We start from the raw sequence: 21499 nt of genomic DNA, 5'->3' as shown, positions 1-21499 counted from the left end.
TCAGGCGGAGGCCGACACCGGGTCGGGGTCGGTGACCTCGGCCCGGTTCAGGCGTTGCGAGATGACCTGGGTGATGCCGTCGCCCCGCATGCTCACGCCGTAGAGGGCGTCGGCGATCTCCATGGTGGGCTTCTGGTGGGTGATGACGATCAGCTGACTCTTCTCCCGCAGCTGTTCGAACAGGCCGATCAGGCGGCGCAGGTTGGTGTCGTCCAGCGCCGCCTCGACCTCGTCCATTACGTAGAACGGTGAGGGGCGGGCGCGGAAGATCGCCACGAGCAGAGCCACTGCGGTGAGCGACTTCTCACCGCCGGAGAGCAACGACAGGCGCTTGACCTTCTTGCCGGGCGGACGAGCCTCGACCTCGATGCCGGTGGTGAGCATGTCCGACGGATCGGTGAGCACCAGCCTGCCCTCGCCGCCGGGGAACAGTTTTCCGAAGACGCCGACGAATTCGCGTTCCACATCGGCGTAGGCCTCGGTGAACACCTGCAGGATGCGGGCGTCGACCTCGGCGACCACGTCGAGCAGGTCCTTGCGCGCGTTCTTCACGTCTTCGAGCTGGGTGGCGAGGAAGGTGTAGCGCTCCTCGAGGGCCGCGAACTCCTCCAGCGCAAGGGGATTGACCTTGCCGAGTGTGGTGAGGTCCTTCTCGGCCCGTTTGGCGCGGCGCTCCTGCGTCGGCCGGTCGTAGGGCATCGGCTGCGGCGCGCTGACCTGTTCGCCGCGCTCCTTGGCCTGCTCGTACTCGTGCATCTCCAGCGCCGAGGGCGGCAGCACCACGTCGGGCCCGTATTCGGCGACGAGGTCGGCCAGCGCGATACCGAACTGTTCGGAGATGGTCGTCTCGAGCTGTTCGATACGCAGTGCCGCTTGGGCTTTGGCGACTTCGTCGCGGTGCACGGCGTCGGTGAGCTGGGCCAGCTGGGTGTTCAGGGCGCGTGCGCGTTCCTTCACCTGTTCCAGCGCGGCAGCGCATTCGCCACGGCGACGGACCAATTCGTCACGTCGGGCCGCGGCGGTGGCCACGACCTGCTCGAGTTCGTGCTTGATCTTGCTACCCGATTCGGCGACCGCCGCGGCTACGGCGGCCGCTCGGCGCCGAGCGGCCTGGGCGCGTTCGGCGCGGGCCCTGGCCTCCCGCTCGCCACGGGCGGCCCTGCGCAGCGAATCCGCTTTGCCGCGCACCGATTCCGCGCGTTCCTCCGAGGTGCGCACGGACAGCCGAGCCTCGACCTCCATGGTCCGGGCTTCGGCGAGCGCGGCGGCGGCTTCTTCCCGGGCGTAGCCCGCGGTCTCGGTGCTCGCGGCGCCGAAACTGTCGTCGCTGCCGTCGTGTTCGATCTCGGCGTGACGCAGCCGGTCCTCGAGTTCGGCGAGGGACGCGAGTGACTTCTCCCGCGCCGCTTCGGCTTCCGCGCGCTGGGTGGCCAGCCGCTCCCCTTCGGTCTGCGCCGCGCGCGCACTCTGCCCGACCCTGGCCAGTCGGTCGTAGATCGCCAGCAGCGCCTGATCGGATTCGTGCAGCGCCATCAGCGCGTGGTCGGCGGCGTCCTTGCGGTCGGTCTGTTCGGCGAGCGCGCCGGCCAGCGCCGCCTCCAACTCCTCGGCCCGCCGTTGCGCCGCCGCCAGTTCCGCGGTGGCGGCGTCGATATCGGCCTGGACCTCGAGCTGGCTCGGCATCCGTTCGGAGCCGCCGACGACCCAGCCCGCACCGGCCAGGTCACCGTCGCGGGTCACCACCCGCAGTTCCGGGCGCAGGGCGACGAGCTCGGTGGCGGTCGCCAGATCATCGACGACCACGACGTCGGCGGTGAGCGCGGCCAGCGCGGGCCGCACCTGCTCATCGCCTTCGAGCACGTCGGCGAGCCACTGCGCACCGGCGGGCAACGCGGAACGCTCGGCCGGTATCGCCCGGTCGGTGGCGAAGACGAACGCCACCCGACCGCCGTCACCACTGCGCAGTTCCCGCACCGCCGAGTCGGCGGCGGTCGCGGTATCGGCGGTGATGGCATCGGCCAGCGGACCGAGCAGCGCGGCCACGGCGGCCTCGAAGCCGGACTGCACGCGCAACAGGCCCGACAGCCGCCCGCCGAGCCCGCTCACGCCGTGTTCGAGCAGCCAGGCCGCGCCGTCCTTGCGGGCCAGGTTCATGCCGAGCGCTTCGATGCGGGCGCCGAGCCGGGCGACCAGCTTGCTCGCCTCCCGGTCGAGTTCCCGCAGTTCCCGCACGCGCTCGTCGGCCAGGCCCTGGGCGGCGACGGCGTGTTCGTGCTGGGCGTCCAGGCCCTTCTCGCCCGCGTCGAGTTCACCGAGTTCGTCCTGCACCGAGTCGTACTCGACCTGCGCGGTCTCACCGCGGTGCCGGGCGTCGGCGATGGCCACGGACAGGCGCGCGATCTCGGCGTCCACGGACTGGGCGCGAGTGCGCAACGTGTCGACCTGGCCCGACAGCCGGGCCAGCCCTTCGCGGCGGTCGGCGATCGCGCGCACAGCGGCCAGGTGCGCCTGTTCGGCGGCCTTGGCGGCGTGTTCCCGCTCGGCGAGGGCTTCGCGCGCTGCTTCGAGGGTCTCGGTGGCCATCTCGACCGCGTACCGCAGTTCGGCCTCTTCGGCTTCGATCCGCTCGGCCTCGGCCTCGAGCTGCTCCGGGTCGCGGCCGGTGCCGACCGGCGCCTCGGTGTGCAGATGCCTGGCCCGGTCGCTGGCGATGCGGATGGTGGCGTTCACCCGTTCGGCCAGTGCCGAGAGCTGGAACCAGGTCTGCGCGGCGGCCTCGGCGCTGGGGCTCAGCCGCGACAGCTGGAACTCCTGCTGCGCGAGTGCGGCATTGGCGGCGTCGAGTTCGGTCTGCACGTTGATCTGCTGTTCGCGGGCGTAGGCCTCTTTGCTGAGCTGGGACTCCAGCTCGCCACGGCGGGTCACCAGGTCGTCGGCGGCCAGGCGCAGCCGGGCGTCGCGCAGATCGGCCTGCACGGTCTGCGCGCGGCGGGCGACCTCGGCCTGGCGGCTGAGCGGCTTGAGCTGGCGGCGCAGTTCGGTGGTGAGGTCGGTGAGCCGGGCGAGGTTGGCCTGCATCGCGTCGAGCTTGCGGACCGCCTTCTCCTTACGCCTGCGGTGTTTGAGCACGCCCGCGGCCTCTTCGACGAACGCGCGCCGATCCTCCGGCCGCGATTCCAGGATCGCCGACAGCCTGCCCTGACCCACGATGACGTGCATCTCGCGCCCGATACCGGAGTCGGACAGCAGTTCCTGCACATCCATCAACCGGCACGTGCTGCCGTTGATCTCGTACTCGCCCGCGCCGTCGCGGAACATGCGCCGGGTGATCGACACCTCGGCGTAGTCGATGGGCAGCGCGCCGTCGGAATTGTCGATGGTCAGCGTCACCTCGGCACGACCCAGCGGTGCCCGCCCCACGGTCCCGGCGAAGATGACGTCCTGCATCTTCCCGCCCCGCAACGCTTTGGCACCCTGCTCGCCCATCACCCAGGAGAGCGCGTCCACGACATTGGATTTGCCGGACCCGTTCGGCCCGACGACGCAGGTGATGCCCGGTTCGAAGCGCAAAGTGGTCGCAGACGCGAAGGACTTGAAACCCTTCAACGTCAAGCTCTTCAGATGCAAGAGAACTCGTCCGCCTCTCCGCGACTCAGGCCAGACCTAGGTGCGTGCAGGCATCGCACGCGGCCAGCGGTGATGGGGGTGACTCGGGCAGCCGGTTCCCGACGAGTTACCCATGTGCTCGCGAAAGCCTAGCGGACGTAGCGGCAGGTTTGCGGTCAGTGCGGGTTGATGTGCTTCATCTGCTTCTGCAGCTGACGGATATGGGTTGCGGTGCCAGGGCTCGCTTCCCAGCCGGTGATCATGCGGAAGACCAGGACCGCGCCCCACGGGCCGATCACCCACATCGGCCAGAAGTAGGTGAGTTCGCCCGCGGTGAGCGAGATCAGACCCCAGATGACCAGCACGATCACGCTGACGCCGAGCCAGCTGCCCGCCTCGATGCGCTGCCAGATCGGGAATCGCGTACCGGGCTTGCGCTCGGCGGGTGCCGGGGCCTGCTGCTGTGTCGTCAACGGCGGCAGGTCGGACAGGACGACGGCGAGTTCGTCACGCGTGGCGGTCGCGTAGACCGTGGCCACCCGCAGATCGTATTCGCCCAGGTCGAGCCTGCCGTCGGCCAGATGCGTGCCCAACTGGGCGACGATCGCGTTGCGTTCGGCGTCGGACGCGCGCGTACCCGGGGTGATATCCATGCCGACGTCCTCTCGGTCACATCCACGGTGGAGTGCTGGTTTCCAGCGTCCACCCTCCACAGTGCGATGTCAACCGATCGTCCCGGCTCAGAGAATGGCGAAGGCCACCACGAGACCCAGCGCGAAGTGCGCGGCGGCGACGACGAGGACCTCGGGGGTGTAGGTCTCGGCGTGCAGGGTGCGGCCGATGTCGATGCCGGTGACCTTCTCGATCACCCGCACCGAGATCACCTGCGCGATGATGCCGACCAGGCCGTAGATGATCGCCGCGATCAGACCTTCCGACAGCTTGCCGCTGCCGCCGGTGGCCAGCACCGCGAACACGACGATGAACGCCATGCTGATCATTCCGGCCGCCGAGACGATGATCGCGTTCGGCTTGCCCGCGACCACCAGGTCGCGCAGCTTGCCCGGCGTGGTCAGGTCGATGGCGAAGAAGCCGATCAGCATCAGCGCGAGGCCGATCAGGCAGTACAGGATGATGGCGCCGACGCCTTCACCGAGCGCACTCCAATAACCCGATTCCAGGGCGAGGGCGGTCATCGTGGTCCTTTCGAACAATGTTGTGAGGTCAGTGGTTTCAGTCGACGATGCGGTGCGGGACGAACGCGGCACCGTCATCGGTGATCAGGCCCGCGGTCTCGCGGATGCCGAGCCCCGCCGCGGTGTCACCCACGACCCAGGCGCCGAGCACCGGCCGCATTCCGTCGAATTCCGGTAGCGGGTCGAGCAATTGGTAGACGAAACCCTCGGCGCCGTAGACGCCGCCGGTCGCGGTCTCCATCCCGGGGCCGACGATGGTCATGTTCGCGCCCTCGCGGCCGAGCTTGGGTTTGCGAATGTATTCGGTGAGCTCGTGCGGGTCGTCGAGATAGGCGGGCAACAGGTTGGGGTGGCCGGGATACATCTCCCACAGGATCGCCAGGATCGCCTTGTTGCTCAGCAGCGTGGTCCACAGCGGTTCGATCCACGCGGTCGCGGGCAGGCTGCCGACCACGCGCTTGCCGAAGTCGTCGTCGAGGATCCACTCCCACGGATACAGCTTGAAGATCGCCTCGATCGGCGCCTCGGCCAGATCGACGAACCGGTTCAGCTCGGTGTCGAAACCGACTTCCTCGATCGGCAGCGCGACCGTGTCGAACCCGGCTTCGGCCGCTGTCTCCTGCATGTAGGCGGTGGTGACGTTGTCCTCGCCGGTCGCGTCGGCGCCGGACCAGGTGAAGTGCAGTTCGGTACCGGGCAGCACGCCGCGCAGTTCGGTCCAGCGCTCCACCAGCTTCTCGTGCAGCGAATTCCATTGGTCGCCACCGGGATGCACCTGCTGGAGCCAGTGCCACTGGATGATCGCGGCCTCGAGCAACGAGGTGGGAGTGTCGGCGTTGTATTCGAGCAGCTTGGCCGGGCGGCGCGCGTCATAGCGCAGATCGAAGCGGCCGTACACGTAAGGGTCACTGCGACGCCATGATTCAGCGATCGGGGCCCACGTCCATTCCGGCAGACCGAAATCGGCGAAACGCTCGGTGAGTACCACGTGTTCGACCGCGTGCAGGCACATCGACTGGAGCAGTTCCACATCGGCTTCCAGCGCCAGGATCTCGTCCATCGAGAACTCGTAGTGCACCGACTCGTCCCAGTACGGCCGAGGCTGACCGCTGGCATCGCGCCCCGGCGCACCGTAGACGAGGCCCTGCTTTTCGACGATCTGCTGCCAGTCCCGGCGTGGGGTGCTCTTGTTGCGCCGCATCTACGACCCACTCCCGCCGGTCGACTTGCTGCCGAGCCCGCCGCGCTGCACCGTGGTGCCGCTCTTGGTCGTGATCTGGGCATTGCGCGGTTTCACCGAGGTGCCGCCCGTCGGTGGCTTGCCGATGGTCGGTGTGCCGCCGTAGTGGTAGCGGTACTGCGGCCAGCCCAGAATCAGCAGTCCGGCGCCGTGACCGCCGGAGCCCTCACTGCGGAAGTTGGTCTTGCCGTCGCCGCAGTTCTCGTCGGGGACAACGACTTCCTGCCCGTTCTGGTCGATCTGCACGCACGAGGCCGTCACCTGGTCGGGTGCGGTGATCGCCCGGTAGGCGAGGTAGCCGCCGCCGACGAGCGCGGCGACGCCGACGATGGCGACACCGCCGATCATCACGCGTTTGCGGTTGCGCCGCTTCTCCTCCGCCGCCGCGGCCGCCGCGCGCTCGGCCTCTTCGGCTTGCCTGCGGGCCTTGTCTCGGGCGCGCGCCTCGCCGACGGTCGGCGGACGCGGCTGGGTGACGCCGGGTTCCTGCCGCGCCATCCGGCCGGGTTGCGGCTGGCCGACGGGATGCCCGCCGGTGCCGAAAGCAGGCGGCGTCGACCCCGCGTCGGGTTCGGACGGCGTCGAACTCCCCTCCGGTGCGGACCATCCCGCGCCGGGATCGGGTGGCGTCCACGGGGACCTGCCCGGCTCGCCGTTCGAGGGTTGTTCCGGTCGATCGGGCGGTCCGGGGTTCTGTGTGCTCACCGCTGCCGCCCCCTAGCCCCCGAAGTCACCACTAGCGCTCCTCGAATCCGGTCATGTCGCCCCGCGCGGGCTCCCAGCTTTCCACAACCAGGTCTACCCGCCCAGGAGCACGCCCGGACAGACCATGTGTCGCGTGCCCGACGGCTCGAGAGCTATCGGGCGCTTCGCCGGACCGTAGCAGTTCCAGCAATTTCTCGCCCGCCGTTCGTGGCCCTTCGGCGACAACGTGGACGCGACCGTCGCGATGGTTGCGCGCGTAGCCGACGAGGCCGAGTTCCAGTGCGCGCGACCGCGTCCACCACCGGAATCCCACGCCCTGCACGTAGCCGTGCACCCACGCGCTCAGCCGGACCGGCTCCTCGCTCATGCGTCGATGTCGAAGGTCAACGTCACCTTCGTGCCCGCTTTGAGCGTGCGACCGACGGTGCACACCTTGTCGACGGCACGCTGCACGGTGACCAGTAGTCGTTCGCGGGCGGCCTCGTCGAGTTCGGACAGATCCAGTTCGAGGACCTCGTCGAGCTGCGGGTAGAGCTCGTTCTCGCGGTCGGCATCGCCCGAGACGCGGATGGTGGCGTCGAACTCGTCGCCGAGGCGACGCGACAACGGCAGGTCCGAGCTGAGCCCGGTGCACCCGGCCAGCGCGATCTTGAGCAGCTCACCGGGCGTGAAGGCGCCGGGGACACCCTGGGAGGCGATCAAGACCTCCGCGCCACGGTTGCTGCGCCCGGTGTAGGCACGGGTTCCGGTGCGCTCGACCCACAGTTCGGTGGGGGCGTTGGTCACGGGTGCGGTCTGCTCAGCCATGTCTTGATCCTGCCATTCGCTCGAGGACGATCCACGCCTGGGAACGTCCACGCCACTCCCGGCATTCCGGGCACGTGACCGGGCGCACGCTCATTCCTGGAAGCGGTATCCCATCCCGGCCTCCGTCAGCAGATGGCGCGGGTTGGCCGGATCGTCCTCGAGTTTGCGCCGCAACTGCGCGAGGTAGACGCGCAGGTAGTGGGTCTCGGTCGCATAGGCGGGCCCCCACACCTCACGCAGTAATTCCTTGCGCCCCACCAGCTTTCCGCGATTACGTACCAGCATCTCGAGCATGCCCCACTCGGTGGGCGTCAGGTGCACCGGCGCACCCTGCTTGGTGACCTTCTTGGCGACGAGGTCGACAGTGAACGAGTCGGTGACCACCACCGGGTCGACGGCGTCGGTCGCGCTGGCCCCGCGCCGAACCGCGGCCCGCAGCCGAGCCAGCAGTTCGTCCATCCCGAACGGTTTGGTGACATAGTCGTCGGCGCCGGCGTCGAGCGCCTCCACCTTGTCGGCCGAATCCGTCCGCGCCGACAGCACGATCACCGGCGCGGAGGTCCACCCGCGCAGCCCGGCCAGCACCTCGATCCCGTCCAGGTCCGGCAGGCCCAGATCGAGAATGACCACGTCGGGATGCTTCTCGGCGGCGGCGCGTAAGGCGGCGGCCCCGTTGCCCGCGGTGATCACCTCGTACCCGCGCACCGACAGATTGATCCGCAGAGCACGCACGATTTGCGGCTCGTCATCGACCACCAGCACTTTGATCGGCGGAGCCTGCCCGCCTCCCCGCGTCGGCGAGCCGGTCTCACTCGCGTCGTCGTGCGACGTCGGCGACCGGCGGTCGTGGGCGCCGGCAGGTGCGCCCGTCCCCGGTGGGTTACCCATGTGCTCACTTTCCTCGGGCGTCGACTGGTGGGTCCGCCGCGGGTGTTCCCGATGGCAGGTCGACGAGCATGGTCAGGCCGCCGCCCGGGGTCGGTTCGGCGTGGACGGTGCCGCCCATCGCCTCCACGAAACCACGGACAACCGACAGGCCGAGGCCGACGCCGGTGGTGTTGTCGCGGTCGCCGAGGCGTTGGAAGGGTTCGAACAGTTGCTCCTCGGTGCCCGACGGGACCCCGGGGCCGAGGTCGACGACGGCGATCGACACTCGGTCGCCGTCGTGTTCGGCGGTGACCCGCACCGGCGACTCGCGGCCCGAATGCCGCAGGGCGTTGTCGATCAGGTTGGCCAGTACGCGTTCGAGCAGGCCGCTGTCGGCCAGTACGGAAACCTCACCGACCTCGACCTTCACCCGCTCCATCGCCGCCCGGCGCAGCCCACGGGTGCCCATGCCGACGCTCACCAGCGCGCGATGCGCCGCCTCGTCCATGTACACCTGCCGCAACTGCGGCGTGACGACCCCGACGGCCAGTCGCGAGGAGTCGAGCAGGTTGCCGACCAGCGCGGTCAACTGGTCGACGGACTCCTCGATCGCTTCCAGCAGTTCACCGGTGTCCTCGGCCGAGAATTCGATGTCGTCGCTGCGCAGGCTGGACACGGCCGCTTTCGCCCCCGCCAATGGCGTGCGCAGGTCGTGGCTGACCGCCGACAGCAGCGCGCGGCGCAGCCGGTCGGCTTCCAAGAGCGCCGCCGCCGCACTGGCTTCCTCCGTCAGCCGAGCCTGACGCACCAGCCCGACCGCCTGGTTGGCGACGGCGTTGAGCACCGGCCGATCCGTGGAGTCGATCGCCCGCCCGGCCAGCAGCAAGTGACTCTGCGCGTCACCCGCTTCGATGACGGTCTCGGCTTCGGACGGTCGCGTCGGCGGCTCAGCACCGACCGCGGCGACGATCTGATCCCCGCACTGCACGCTCACCGCGCGCTGGCCATAGGTTTCGCGAACCTGCTCGAGCAGGTTGGGCAGGTCGGCGCCGTGCAGCACGGATCCGGCGAACATCGTCAGCAGCTCCGCTTCCCGAGATGCCTTGCGCGCCTGCACTGTTCGCTTGGCCGCGACGTCGACCAGCGCCGCCACGGCCACCGCGACGATGAGCAGCACCACCACGGTGACGAAGTTGTCCGGCTCGGCGATGGTGAAGCTGAAGCGCGGGTCGGTGAAGTACCAGTTCAGCAGCAACCCCGACAGCAACGCCGACAGACCGGCGGGGACGACACCGCCGAACAGCGCGACCGCGACCACCCCGACGAAGAACATCGCGCTGAGCCCGCCCAGCTGCAACCACCCATCGAGGAACACCCCGCAGATCACGCTCACCAGGATCGGCACGACCACGGCCGCCAGCCACGCGCTCACCGGCCGCCCGGGACGCAGCCAATGCCTGCGCACCCCGCGATTGGCCTCCTCGTGGGTCACCATGTGCACATCGATCTTGCCCGAACGCTGTACCACGGTCGAGCCGATGCCCTCGTCGAGCATCCGCGCCCAGCGCGAGCGTCGCGAGGTACCGAGCACCAGTTGGGTGGCGTTGACCTCGCGCGCGAAGTCGAGCAGCGCGGACGGCACGTCGTCGCCGGTCACCGTGTGCAGCGAGGCGCCGAGGCCGGCGGCGAGATCGCGCAGCTTGGTCATCCGCTCGGTCGATATCCCGACCAGTCCGTCACCACGCACCACGTGGAGCACGACCAGATCGGCACTGGACTTGGACGCGATCCGCCCGGCCCGGCGCACCACCGTCTCCGACTCGGGACCACCGGTGACCGCGACGACGACGCGTTCGCGCGCCTCCCACAGCTCGGTGATCTTGTGGTCGGCCCGGTACCGGGCCAGCGCCGCGTCCACCTGGTCGGCCAGCCACAGCAGCGCGAGTTCACGCAGCGCGGTGAGATTGCCGGGCCGGAAGTAGTTGCGCAGCGCCGCGTCGACCTTGTCGGCGGCGTAGACATTGCCGTGGGAAAGCCTGCGCCGCAACGCTTCCGGTGTCAGATCGACCAGTTCCACCTGATCGGCGCCGCGCACCACGGCATCGGGCACGGTCTCGCGCTGCTCGATACCGGTGATCTGTGCGACCACATCGTTGAGGCTTTCGAGGTGCTGCACGTTCACCGTGGAGATCACGTCGATACCCGCGGCCAGGATTTGCTCCACGTCCTGCCAGCGCTTCTCGTGCACGCTGCCCGGTGCGTTCGTATGCGCCAGTTCGTCGACCAGCACCACCGCGGGCTTGCGCGTGAGCACCGCGTCGACGTCGAGTTCGGGCAGCTCGGTCCCTCGATAGGAGACCATCTTGGGCGGAATCCGCTCGATGCCGTCCAGCAGTTCGGCGGTCTTCTTACGCCCGTGCGTCTCCACGACGGCCGCGACCACATCCCGGCCGCGTTCCAGGCGCCGATGCGCCTCGCCGAGCATGGCGTAGGTCTTGCCCACGCCCGGCGCGGCACCGAGGTAGATGCGCAGTTGTCCGCGTTTCACCTGTCCATCATCGCGTGCCGACGAGCCGGAGCCGGACGGCGCACCGGCAGGACGCCGACCGTCATCATCGGCGCGTGCGAGGCGTTCAACCGACCGAGTACGCGGATCAGCAGCAGCGACCCGACGAAACCGAAGATCACCGCAAGGGTCACAACAGACACCGCGATCTCACTTTCCATGAACAAGGGACCCGGGCGCCTTCGCCTCCCGGTGCACCAATTTCTACCGCGCGATATGCGGGTTGATCTCGATCTTTACGGTGTGTTGACGGCTATCGGCCCGGCCTTGACGGCATCCTCACACTGGCTGGTCGCCCGCGCGTCAACATTCCGCAAAGGCCGGGCCGCCGGGCGCTAAGGAGTCGTAAGGAAACCACGCCGAGCCGCCATCCGGCGTTTCACTCACTTAGTTGCTCCACCTCGGAGCACAAGGAGGTTGGAAATGTCTGTCGTGGTGTTCACGGTGCTCACCGTGGCGATCTTCGCGCTGCTGGGCTTGATCCAGCGAGGGGTGGAGAAGCTGTGATCGCGAACCTTGTCGGTCTCGTCCTGGCCGTTCTCGTCGCCGTGTACATGGCCGCGGCCCTGCTTTTCCCCGAGAGGTTCTAGGTGAACACGACAACAGCGGGGATCGCCTTCGTCGCGGCCCTGGTCATCACGCTGGCGCTGGTGCATGTGCCGCTCGGCGACTACATGTTCCGGGTGTACAACGCCGACAAGCACTCTCGTGCCGAGCGGCTGATCTACCGTGCCATCGGCGCGAAACCGGAGGTCGAGCAGACCTGGCCGGTCTACGCCCGCAGCGTGCTGGCGTTCTCGGCCGTGGGCATCCTGTTCCTGTTCTTCTTCCAGCTGGTCCAGGGCGCGTTGCCGCTGCATCTGAACGATCCAGGCACCGAGATGACCCCGGCGCTGGCGTGGAACACCGCGGTCAGCTTCGTCACCAACACCAACTGGCAGAACTACTCCGGCGAGTCCACCCAGGGGCACCTGGTGCAGATGGCCGGTCTGGCGGTGCAGAACTTCGTCTCGGCGGCCGTCGGCATGGCGGTGGCGGTGGCCCTGGTGCGCGGTTTCGCCCGCCGCCACACCGGTGAGCTGGGCAACTTCTGGGTCGACCTGGTGCGCGGCACGCTGCGCATCCTGCTGCCGATCGCGTTCGTCTTCGCGATCGTGTTGGTCGCCGGTGGCGTCATCCAGAACTTCCACCTGCACGACCAGGTCGCCCAGACCGTCGGCGGCGCGCAGCAGACCCTGACCGGTGGACCGGTCGCGAGCCAGGAGGTCATCAAGGAGCTCGGCACCAACGGTGGCGGCTTCTACAACGCCAACTCCTCGCACCCGTTCGAGAACGCGAGTACGTGGACGAATTTCCTGGAGATCTTCCTGCTCCTGGTGATCTCGTTCTCGCTGCCGCGCACGTTCGGCCGGATGGTCGGCAGCACCAAGCAGGGCTACGCGATCGTGGCGGTGATGGGCACGATCGCCCTGACCAGCATCACGCTGACCAACTTCTTCCAGCTGCGGGCCCATGGCACGGTGCCGACCGCGATCGGCGCATCGATGGAAGGCGTGGAAACCCGTTTCGGCGTGGCCGATTCGGCCACCTTCGCCGGCGCGACCACGCTCACCTCGACCGGCGCGGTGAACTCGTTCCACGATTCCTACACCAGCCTCGGCGGCATGATGACGATGTTCAACATGCAGCTGGGCGAGGTAGCGCCCGGCGGTGTCGGCTCCGGCCTCTACGGCATGCTGATCCTCGCGGTGATCACGGTGTTCGTGGCAGGTCTGATGGTCGGCCGCACGCCGGAGTACCTGGGCAAGAAGATCACCCCGCGCGAAATCAAGCTGGCCGCTTCCTATTTCCTGGTGAGCCCGCTGATCGTGCTGATCGGCACGTCCGTCGCGATGGCATTGCCCGGCGAACGGGCGAGCATGCTCAACAGCGGTCCACACGGCCTCTCGGAAGTGCTGTACGCCTTCACCTCCGCGGCCAACAACAACGGTTCCGCCTTCGCCGGTCTCACCGGCAACACCGAGTGGTACAACACCGCGCTCGGCTTGGCCATGGTGTTCGGCCGGTTCCTGCCGATCATCTTCGTGCTGGCACTGGCCGGTTCACTCGCCAAACAGGGCACCACGCCCGCGTCGATCGGCACGCTGCCGACGCACCGGCCGCAGTTCGTCGGCATGGTCGTCGGTGTGACGGTGATCCTGGTCGCGCTCACCTTCCTGCCCGCCCTCGCGCTCGGGCCGCTCGCCGAAGGAATTCACTGAAATGACAACTCCCACACTCGAATCCCCGGCCACGCCGCGGACCAAGGGCGTGCGCAAGGGCGTCCTCGACCCGAAGCTGCTGCTCACCTCCCTGCCCGACGCGGTCCGCAAGCTCGACCCACGGACACTGTGGAAGAACCCCGTCATGCTGATCGTCGAGATCGGCGCGGCGTGGTCGACCATCCTGGCGATCGCCGATCCGAGCTTCTTCTCCTGGGCCATCGTCGTCTGGCTGTGGCTCACGGTCATCTTCGCGAACCTGGCCGAGGCCGTCGCCGAAGGACGCGGCAAAGCGCAGGCCGAGAGCCTGCGAAAAGCCAAGACCGACACCGTCGCTCGCCGATTGGCCGACTGGACACCCTGTGGGCGAATTGTCGAGGAACGGGTCGCCGCGCCCGAACTGCGTCGCGGTGACTTCGTCGTCGTGGAGGCCGGCCAGGTCGTCCCCGGTGACGGTGACGTCGTCGAAGGCATCGCCTCGGTGGACGAATCGGCGATCACCGGTGAGTCCGCGCCGGTGATCCGCGAATCCGGTGGCGACCGTTCCGCGGTCACCGGCGGCACCACGGTGCTCTCGGACCGGATCGTCGTCAAGATCACCCAGGAGCCGGGGGCCAGCTTCATCGACAAGATGATCGCGCTCGTCGAAGGCGCGAGCAGGCAGAAGACGCCCAACGAGATCGCGCTCAACATCCTGCTGGCCGCGCTCACGATTATCTTCGTGTTCGCGGTGACCACGCTGCAGCCCTTGGCGATCTTCGCCAAGTCGAACAACCCCGGGGTGCCGGATACTTCGGCACTGGACGCGCACGGCATCACCGGGATCGTGATGGTCTCGCTGCTGGTCTGCCTCATCCCGACCACCATCGGCGCACTGCTCTCGGCCATCGGTATCGCCGGGATGGACCGCCTCGTGCAGCGCAATGTGCTGGCCATGTCGGGCCGCGCGGTGGAGGCCGCGGGCGATGTGAACACGCTGCTGCTCGACAAGACCGGCACCATCACCCTCGGCAACCGTCAGGCCGCCGAATTCGTGCCGGTGCCAGGAATTCTCGACGACGAACTCGCCGACGCGGCCCAGCTCTCCAGCCTCGCCGACGAGACGCCGGAGGGGCGGTCGATCGTCGTGTTCGCCAAGCAGACGTTCAACAAGCGCGAACGCAGCGCGGGGGAACTGCCGGGTGCCACCTGGGTGGAATTCACCGCGCAGACCCGCATGTCGGGTGTCGACCTCGCCGACGGGCACCAACTGCGCAAGGGGGCAGCTGGCGCCGTCATCGAATGGGTTCGCGCCCAGGGTGGTTCGGTTCCCGAGCAGGCCTCGGCAATCGTCGACGGCATCTCCGCGTCCGGCGGTACACCGCTGGTGGTCGGTGAGGTCAAGGACGGCACCCCACGACTGCTCGGCGTCATCCACCTCAAGGATGTCGTCAAACAGGGCATGCGGGAACGCTTCGACGAGATGCGCCGCATGGGTATCCGCACGGTCATGATCACCGGCGACAACCCGTTGACGGCCAAAGCGATCGCCGACGAAGCGGGCGTGGACGACTTCCTCGCCGAAGCGACGCCGGAGGACAAGCTCGCCCTGATCAAGAAGGAGCAGGACGGTGGCCGACTCGTCGCGATGACCGGCGACGGCACCAACGACGCTCCCGCGCTGGCGCAGGCCGACGTGGGTGTAGCGATGAACACCGGTACCTCGGCCGCCAAAGAGGCGGGCAACATGGTCGATCTGGACTCGGACCCGACCAAGTTGATCGAGATCGTGGAGATCGGCAAGCAGTTGCTGATCACCCGCGGCGCACTCACCACGTTCTCCATCGCCAACGACATCGCCAAGTACTTCGCGATCATTCCCGCGTTGTTCGTTGGCCTGTTCCCCGGCCTGGACGCGCTCAACATCATGCGTCTGGCCAGCCCGCAGTCGGCGATCCTGTCCGCGGTCATCTTCAACGCGATCATCATCGTGGCGCTCATTCCACTGGCGCTGCGCGGTGTCAACTACCGGCCGAGCAATGCCTCGAAGCTGTTGAGCCGCAACCTGACGATCTACGGCCTCGGCGGCATCATCGCGCCGTTCCTCGGCATCAAGATCATCGATCTGTTCGTCCAACTCCTCCCCGGGATGTCCTGAAATGCGTATGTCTACCTGGATCCGCCAGCACCTGGCCGCCCTGCGCGCCCTGCTCGTGCTGACCGTGATCACCGGAATCGTGTATCCCGTGGCGGTTTTCGCGATCGCGCAGCTGCCCGGGCTCGACGACAAGGCCAACGGCTCGCTCATCGAGCGGGACGGCAAACTGGTGGGCTCCAGCCTGATCGGGCAGTCGTTCACCGACGCCGACGGCAAGGCGATGGGACAGTACTTCCAGAGTCGCCCGTCTGCCGCGGGCGACGGCTATGACCCGCTGTCCACCGGCGCGAGCAACCTCGGTCCAGAAGATATCGTCGACTCGGCCGATCGCACGAGCCTGCTCACCACCGTGTGCTCGCGCTCGAAGGAGGTCGGCGACCGTGAGGGGGTCGACGGCGCCCGCCAGTTCTGCACGAAAGATGGTGTGGGCGCGGTGCTCTCGGTGATCGGGTCGCGTGATGCCGACGGCGATGTGTCGCAGCCGGTGCAGGTGGTCAGCGTCAACGAGCTCTGCCCCGCGCAGCCGTTCCTCGCCACGTTCCGCGGTGTCGCCGTGGAGTGCGCGAAGGAAGGTGAGGACTACTCGGTCGGCCGGATCATCCCGATCATCGGGGACGCCTCCGCCGATCCAGCGGTGCCCGCCGACGCGGTCACGGCGAGCGGCAGCGGCCTCGACCCGCATATCTCCCCCGAGTACGCGGCCATCCAGGTCGAGCGGGTGGCGAAGGCGCGCGGCATCACCGCCACGCAGGTCCGTGAGATCCTCGACGCGCACACCGATGGGCGCACACTCGGTTTCCTCGGTGAGCCGCGGGTGAACGTCGTCGAACTCAACCTCGATCTCGACGCCCGCTACCCGTTCGCGGGCTGAATACAGCGATCGGGGCCGGATCTGGACAGATCCGGCCCCGATTCGCTTGTCGCGCTAGTCCTCGTCTGTCACCAATGCCCAACCATCCGGCAGACCGGTCACCGTCACCGCGGAGCCGCACACCTCGAGATCCACGGTCACCCCCTCGCCCAGCCGGAACTCCGACATCCGCACGCACCCCCAGGCCGGGGGAACCTGCGGCCGCAACGTCAACGTCTTGGCCGGCACATCGGGATCGAGCCCGAGGAACGATCGAACCAGCAGCAACGGCGCCGCACTCGCCCACGCCTGCGGCGAACACGAGGTCGGATACGGCACGGGTGCCGCGAATCTCGACCGAGGGAAACCACAGAACAACTCGGGCAGTCGACCGTCGAACGCGGCGGCGGCATCGAGCAGCCCACCCGACAGCTTCGTGGCCAGTTCCACCGCGCCCGGCACATGCTGGTATCGCATCAACCCGGCGACAGCGATCGCCGTGTCATGCGGCCAGATCGACCCGCTGTGGTAACTCATCGGGTTGTAGGCACCCATATCCGAAGCCAAGGTCCGCAGGCCGAATCCCGAATCCATCTCTGCCCGAGCCAGATTCCGGATCAGGATCTCGGCGTGTTCGTCGGTCGCGATGCCCGACCACAGACAGTGCGCCGCGTTGCTGGTCAACGCGTCGACCTGACGCTTGCGACCGTCCAAGGCCACCGCGTACCAGCCGTAATGGGGTAGCCAGAACTGTTCGGCGAACTTGGTGCGCAACTCGTCGGCGCGTTCCCGCATCCGCACGGCCAGATCGGGGTCGTCGAACTGGTCGGCCAATTCCGCGCGGGCCAGGAACGCCGCGTACACATACCCCTGCACCTCGGCCAAGGCGATCGGCGCTTCGGCGATATGTCCTGCGGCGTCGTTGATTCCGTCGAAGCTGTCCTTCCAGCCCTGATTGATCAGGCCGCGGTCGGTGGCGCGCACGTACTCGACGAAACCGTCGTCGTCGCGGTCGCCGAAATCGGTGATCCAGCTGATCGCGGCGTCGGCCGCGGGCAGCAGGGTGGCGATCGATCCCGGATCCGCGCCCCACCGTAGACATTCGGCGAGCAGCATCACGAAAAGCGGTGTGGCGTCGACGGTTCCGTAATAGATCTGCCCACCGAGCACCTGGCCCACCGAGGGCCCGCGCCGCATCTCGTGCATGATCCGGCCCGGCTCCTCCTCCACGAGCGGGTCGATCGTCTGGCCCTGCAACTCGGCCAGCTGCTGCAAAGTGCCCAGTGCCAGATCGGTTTCCAGCGGCAGCGACATCCATGCCGTGAGCAGCGAGTCGCGGCCGAACAGCGTCATGAACCACGGCGCGCCCGCCGCCACGAAGGGCCGGTTGGTGCCCGAATCGGTGTGGATCTGCAACGCGCCCAGATCGCTTTCACTGCGGCGCAGGATCTGGTTGAGCAGACCCGAATCGGCGGAGATATCGGTGGCCGTGGCCCGCCACGCCTGGATCTTGCGCACCGGCTCGCTCGCCCGGTAGCGCTCGCCCGGCGTGCCGCTGGTCTGCGGGCGCTGCGCGGCGCCCGCCGGTTGCGCGGTGATCTCGGTCTGCCAGCGCCCGCCCGCCGGGACCACCACTCGCCAGATCATGGTGCCGGGCAACACCATCGGCTCGATCGTCGAGGTGAGCGCGAGCCCACGCGACAGATCGGCACGGTCGTGGAGCAGCAGTTCACCGTCGGTGGTCGTCATCTCCGCGCGGCGCCCGTGCGTGCGGCCTTCCTTCACCGCGAACAGGTCGACGAAATCGGCGTCGACGTGCAGCTCCAGAACCACCGCCGTCGCCTCGCGGCTCATGTTCTCCAGCGTGATCAGCTCGTGCATGCCCTCGGCGACGAGCCGATCACGCACCACGAGCAGGGTGCTGTCGGCCCGACCCTGCTGCGGAGGCCTGCGCAGCACGAACCGTGCCGCGAAGGCCTCCGGGCTCAGCACCGACAGCGCCTCGGGCCGTTTGCCGTCGATCATCAGCTCCCAGCGCGAAATCACCCTGGCGTCACGAAAGAACAGGCCCTGCGGCTTACCCGGCTCGATATCGCCGAGTCGGTCGGACAGGCAGAACGTGCCGCCTTCGACAAGGGTGATGTTGCCGCCACCGCCACCGAGCCCCGCGGGTTCCCCCGCGTTGAAGGGGCTCGGCGCCGAGGCGCTGTCCGTGCTCATGCGCGCCCGTTGGCCGCCACCCCGATGGGCAACGGCATCGCATACGCGGTGTCGTAACCGATCGTGGTGCGGGCGAGCAGTTCCCGGTACACCTGTTCGTAGCCGCGGCCGAGGGTGTCGGCGCTGAAGTTGTCGACCACGTGCTTCCGGCACAGGGCCGGATCGTAGGTCTGGACTTCGGCGATGGCGGCGGGCAGTTCGGAGGGATCGTCACAGATCCGCCCCGTCACCCCGTCGACCACCACTTCGCTCACCGCACCGCCGCGCAACGCGACCACCGGCGTTCCGCAGATCATCGCCTCGATCATCACCATGCCGAACGGCTCCTCCCATCGAATGGGGAACAGCAGACACTTTGCTCCGGACAGGAGTTTACGCTTGGCGGCCGCGTCGGCGAGACCGAACATCTGATCCTGGTCGGTCATTCGCGGGCGCACGAACTCCTCGAAGTAGGCCTTTTCGGGCGACTCACTGCATTTGCCCGCCAGGATCAGCGGCATGCCGACGGCGTGGGCGGCGTCGAGCGCCAGATGCGGACCCTTGTCGTCGCTGAAACGGCCGAGGAACAGCGCGTAGTCCTGCTTCTCGGTCTCGAACGGCCACTGATCGGGCCGCAGCGCGTTGTGTACCCGGCCCGCCCACGGCAGATCGGGCGCCAGCGCGCGCTGACGGTCGCTGATCGCGACGAGCGAACACTCCTGGCCCAGTTCCTTGTAATAGCGGTAGCAGTCGTCCTGCACCGGGCCGTGCACGGTGACCACCGTCGGCAACCCGAGATTGGCGTAGGCGGGCGCGTTCAGCGGGCCCGCGAAAGTGTGGTCGTGGACCAGGTCGATGCCTTCGGTATCGGCCAGCCGCTCGATCGCGCGGCGCACCCGCAGCGCGTGCACGATTTCCGGGAACGGATCGCCCAAACGTTCAGGCTGAATCCGGTCCCACAGCGGAACGAAGTTCGCTTGGGTACCATCTATACCCGCACCGAACAGTGTGACGTGATGGCCGCGCTCACACAGCGAGTCGACCAGATCGGCGACTACGGCCTCGACGCCGCCGTAGGCCTTGGGTGGGACATCGAAATAGGGTGGGACAACCATCGCGATCCGCAGCGGACCACCGTGGTGATCGATCGAATAGAGATCGGACGCGGACAAACCGGTCGGCGACATTGCCGACGTGTCTGTACTCATGACCTTCCTTCCAGGGACGCAACCTCGCAACACTTGCGCGAACAAGAGATGGCCGCCTCGGCGGAGGTGGAGACGAGAGCTTCACCGCCGTCCATGGGGCATGGTTGGCCTGGCCAGACGCAATGCGCACCGTTTCGGGTGCCCGCCTGAACAGAGGGGCCGTCAAGGAACGTACCCCGCTACCGCAGAGTAAACCAGCGTGTTGCTGGAAATGTTCGGTCTCGATTCCTACAGCCTGACAGGAGATTACGCGGTCAGATGCGGTCTACGGCGTACAGACGGCGGGCTCTACGGGATCCACACACGGAATATTTCCGAACTCGATCATGGTGAGCCTGGCCTTACCGTGGGTCAGATAGTCGATGAACTGGGCAACCAGCGAATCACCGGCGACCGGACCGTGGGTGAGGGCGTACTCGACTCCGACGAAGGGGTACCGACCCGCCCGCATCGAGTCCGCCGAAGCACCGACACCGTCGATCGACACCGCCCTGACCTCGGCGCCGACGGCTGAGGTCTCCATGTATCCCACTGCGCCAGGAATTTTGGCAACGAATGTTGCCACTTCGTCCGTGAGGTCGACCTCGCATTGCGCACCACCGGCCGCCATCCCGATGCAACTGGTGTAGGGAAACACCTTGCGGTTGCCCTCGAGTAGGCGGGATTCGAGGGCGCGCCGGGTGCCCGAGCCCGCGGTGCGATCGATCAGCACCACCGGCAGGTCGGGGCCGCCGATCTGGTTCCAGTTCTTCACATCTCCCCGATACAGGTCTCGGATCTGCGCGGCCGTGAGGTTCGTCAGGCCGACGCCGGGGTGCACCACCATCGAGAACGACCCGAGAGCAAGTGGATGTTCGGTCAGGGCTTCGAAGGAATTGCCCTTGGAGCCGTCACCGATCGCGAGCGTGTTCTGCGTCTGACCGTCGCGAGCCAGGGTACGCAGGCCCGGTTCGGTCCCCGCGAACGCGAAGGTGAATTTCGCGTCGGTACACGTCTTCTCGTAGTCCTGCGCGGCTTTGCGGATCATCGGCGCCATCGCCGTCGAACCGACGACGGTGAGTTCACCCGCGGCACAGTCACGCGGCGGCGGATCCGGTTGCAGCGCGAGCACGGCCTGGACCGTGATCAGCGCTACGAGGAATCCGCACAGCGCCATCAGCTTTCGCGACGGCCCCGTCTTGCTCTTGGTCTCGACAACCTTGCCGCCCTTCACCGCCCCGGTCAGGATCGGTTCCGCCGGCACTCCTGTGCCGTGCTCGCGCTTCAGCACCGCCAGAATCTTGTAGTGCTGGCCGCGTTCGAGTGGCACCTTCGGCAGGTCGATGATGCCCTCGAAGCGCGGGCCCTCGCCCCGCGTCCGCTTCCCGATGCCAGAACCCGGACCGAGGTTGTCGGGCAATACCCCCTCGAGTTCGGTCACCGCCATGCCGATCACCTCCCGACCGGGAAAGGTGACGTGCAGCCCGATCAGCGCGGATTCGGGGCTGCGCATCCGGTAGTCGTCGGCGTCGATGGCGAGGGTGCCACTGTTCTCGACGCGAACCAGCACCACCGACAGCCTCGAAAGATCCAGCGGCATTCCGGGGATCTCCGGGGTGCTCAGATTCCGCAGCGCACCTACCAGCGAAGCGGATTCGGTCTCACCGGTGACCGGCGTATCCATCTGCACGCGGTAACCCAGCCGCCGACGCCCGACCAGGACGAACTCGCGCACGAATGCGGCCGACGCCACCACGATACCCGCCCCGGACAGCACGATCTCAATAGGAACGTTCATCGGATCCCCCGCACTCAGCCACCATCGGCGAGTTGATATCTACCAGGCCACAGACGACCGGTCGGAGGTGAGATCAGTTG

17 protein-coding genes are annotated in these 21499 nt (G+C 67.7%); 4 read left to right on the top strand and 13 right to left on the bottom strand.

The window, feature by feature from the left end; genetic code table 11:
* The 10 genes from smc to NS1_RS20565 form a co-directional block, all read right to left on the bottom strand.
* A complete protein-coding gene (gene smc / locus NS1_RS20610; protein ID WP_062986929.1) occupies positions 1-3627 on the bottom strand; it encodes a chromosome segregation protein SMC in 3627 nt (1208 codons plus the stop codon).
* 155 nt (positions 3628-3782) lie between these two features.
* Positions 3783-4259: a DUF1707 SHOCT-like domain-containing protein gene (locus NS1_RS20605; RefSeq protein WP_063816209.1), complete on the bottom strand. Its 477-nt coding sequence runs from the start codon at positions 4257-4259 to the stop codon at positions 3783-3785.
* 87 nt (positions 4260-4346) lie between these two features.
* The gene (locus NS1_RS20600; RefSeq protein ID WP_062986928.1) at positions 4347-4802 is read right to left on the bottom strand and encodes a DUF350 domain-containing protein; all 456 of its coding nucleotides are present in this window, start codon (positions 4800-4802) and stop codon (positions 4347-4349) included.
* A 37-nt stretch (positions 4803-4839) separates the two neighbouring features.
* Positions 4840-6003 carry a glutathionylspermidine synthase family protein gene (locus NS1_RS20595; RefSeq protein WP_062986927.1) on the bottom strand — a complete coding sequence of 388 codons (1164 nt, stop codon included), beginning with the start codon at positions 6001-6003 and terminating at the stop codon, positions 4840-4842.
* Positions 6004-6747, bottom strand: coding sequence for a hypothetical protein (locus tag NS1_RS20590; protein ID WP_062986926.1), 744 nt, complete (start codon positions 6745-6747; stop codon positions 6004-6006).
* 31 nt (positions 6748-6778) lie between these two features.
* The gene (locus tag NS1_RS20585; RefSeq protein ID WP_056811877.1) at positions 6779-7114 is read right to left on the bottom strand and encodes an acylphosphatase; all 336 of its coding nucleotides are present in this window, start codon (positions 7112-7114) and stop codon (positions 6779-6781) included.
* The gene (locus tag NS1_RS20580; RefSeq protein WP_062986925.1) at positions 7111-7554 is read right to left on the bottom strand and encodes an OsmC family protein; all 444 of its coding nucleotides are present in this window, start codon (positions 7552-7554) and stop codon (positions 7111-7113) included. Before NS1_RS20580 ends, NS1_RS20585 begins: the two co-directional genes overlap by 4 nt.
* Before the next feature lie 90 nt (positions 7555-7644).
* On the bottom strand, positions 7645-8316 hold the full coding sequence (locus NS1_RS20575; protein WP_235569449.1) for a response regulator: 672 nt from the start codon (positions 8314-8316) through the stop codon (positions 7645-7647).
* A 130-nt stretch (positions 8317-8446) separates the two neighbouring features.
* The gene (locus NS1_RS20570; RefSeq protein WP_062986924.1) at positions 8447-10969 is read right to left on the bottom strand and encodes a sensor histidine kinase; all 2523 of its coding nucleotides are present in this window, start codon (positions 10967-10969) and stop codon (positions 8447-8449) included.
* Positions 10966-11130: a hypothetical protein gene (locus NS1_RS20565; protein ID WP_157125321.1), complete on the bottom strand. Its 165-nt coding sequence runs from the start codon at positions 11128-11130 to the stop codon at positions 10966-10968. Before NS1_RS20565 ends, NS1_RS20570 begins: the two co-directional genes overlap by 4 nt.
* 280 nt (positions 11131-11410) lie before the next feature.
* On the opposite strand from NS1_RS20565, the gene NS1_RS40170 reads away from it, so the two are divergent.
* The 4 genes from NS1_RS40170 (at position 11411) to NS1_RS20545 (ending at position 16256) form a co-directional block, all read left to right on the top strand.
* On the top strand, positions 11411-11494 hold the full coding sequence (locus NS1_RS40170; RefSeq protein ID WP_067449012.1) for a potassium-transporting ATPase: 84 nt from the start codon (positions 11411-11413) through the stop codon (positions 11492-11494).
* An 83-nt stretch (positions 11495-11577) separates the two neighbouring features.
* A complete protein-coding gene (gene kdpA, locus NS1_RS20555; RefSeq protein WP_062986922.1) occupies positions 11578-13248 on the top strand; it encodes a potassium-transporting ATPase subunit KdpA in 1671 nt (556 codons plus the stop codon).
* Between the two features lies 1 nt (position 13249).
* A complete protein-coding gene (kdpB, locus tag NS1_RS20550) occupies positions 13250-15385 on the top strand; it encodes a potassium-transporting ATPase subunit KdpB (RefSeq protein ID WP_062986921.1) in 2136 nt (711 codons plus the stop codon).
* 1 nt (position 15386) lies between these two features.
* Complete coding sequence (locus NS1_RS20545; RefSeq protein WP_062986920.1) at positions 15387-16256, top strand: potassium-transporting ATPase subunit C; 870 nt, start codon at positions 15387-15389, stop codon at positions 16254-16256.
* A gap of 54 nt (positions 16257-16310) precedes the next feature.
* Here NS1_RS20545 and NS1_RS20540 read toward each other — a convergent pair whose 3' ends face one another.
* The 3 genes from NS1_RS20540 to NS1_RS20530 form a co-directional block, all read right to left on the bottom strand.
* On the bottom strand, positions 16311-18455 hold the full coding sequence (locus tag NS1_RS20540) for an amylo-alpha-1,6-glucosidase (protein ID WP_056811896.1): 2145 nt from the start codon (positions 18453-18455) through the stop codon (positions 16311-16313).
* The gene (locus tag NS1_RS20535) at positions 18452-19621 is read right to left on the bottom strand and encodes a glycosyltransferase family 4 protein (protein ID WP_056811899.1); all 1170 of its coding nucleotides are present in this window, start codon (positions 19619-19621) and stop codon (positions 18452-18454) included. Before NS1_RS20535 ends, NS1_RS20540 begins: the two co-directional genes overlap by 4 nt.
* A 286-nt stretch (positions 19622-19907) precedes the next feature.
* On the bottom strand, positions 19908-21419 hold the full coding sequence (locus NS1_RS20530; protein WP_062986919.1) for a PstS family phosphate ABC transporter substrate-binding protein: 1512 nt from the start codon (positions 21417-21419) through the stop codon (positions 19908-19910).
* Positions 21420-21499 lie beyond the last annotated feature (80 nt).

Origin of the sequence: Nocardia salmonicida NBRC 13393 (assembly GCF_001613085.1) — a bacterium.
GTDB classification, from domain to species: Bacteria; Actinomycetota; Actinomycetes; order Mycobacteriales; family Mycobacteriaceae; genus Nocardia; species Nocardia salmonicida.
Note: the sequence above shows the minus strand (reverse complement) of the source record. Positions and strands in the feature narration are given on the sequence as shown.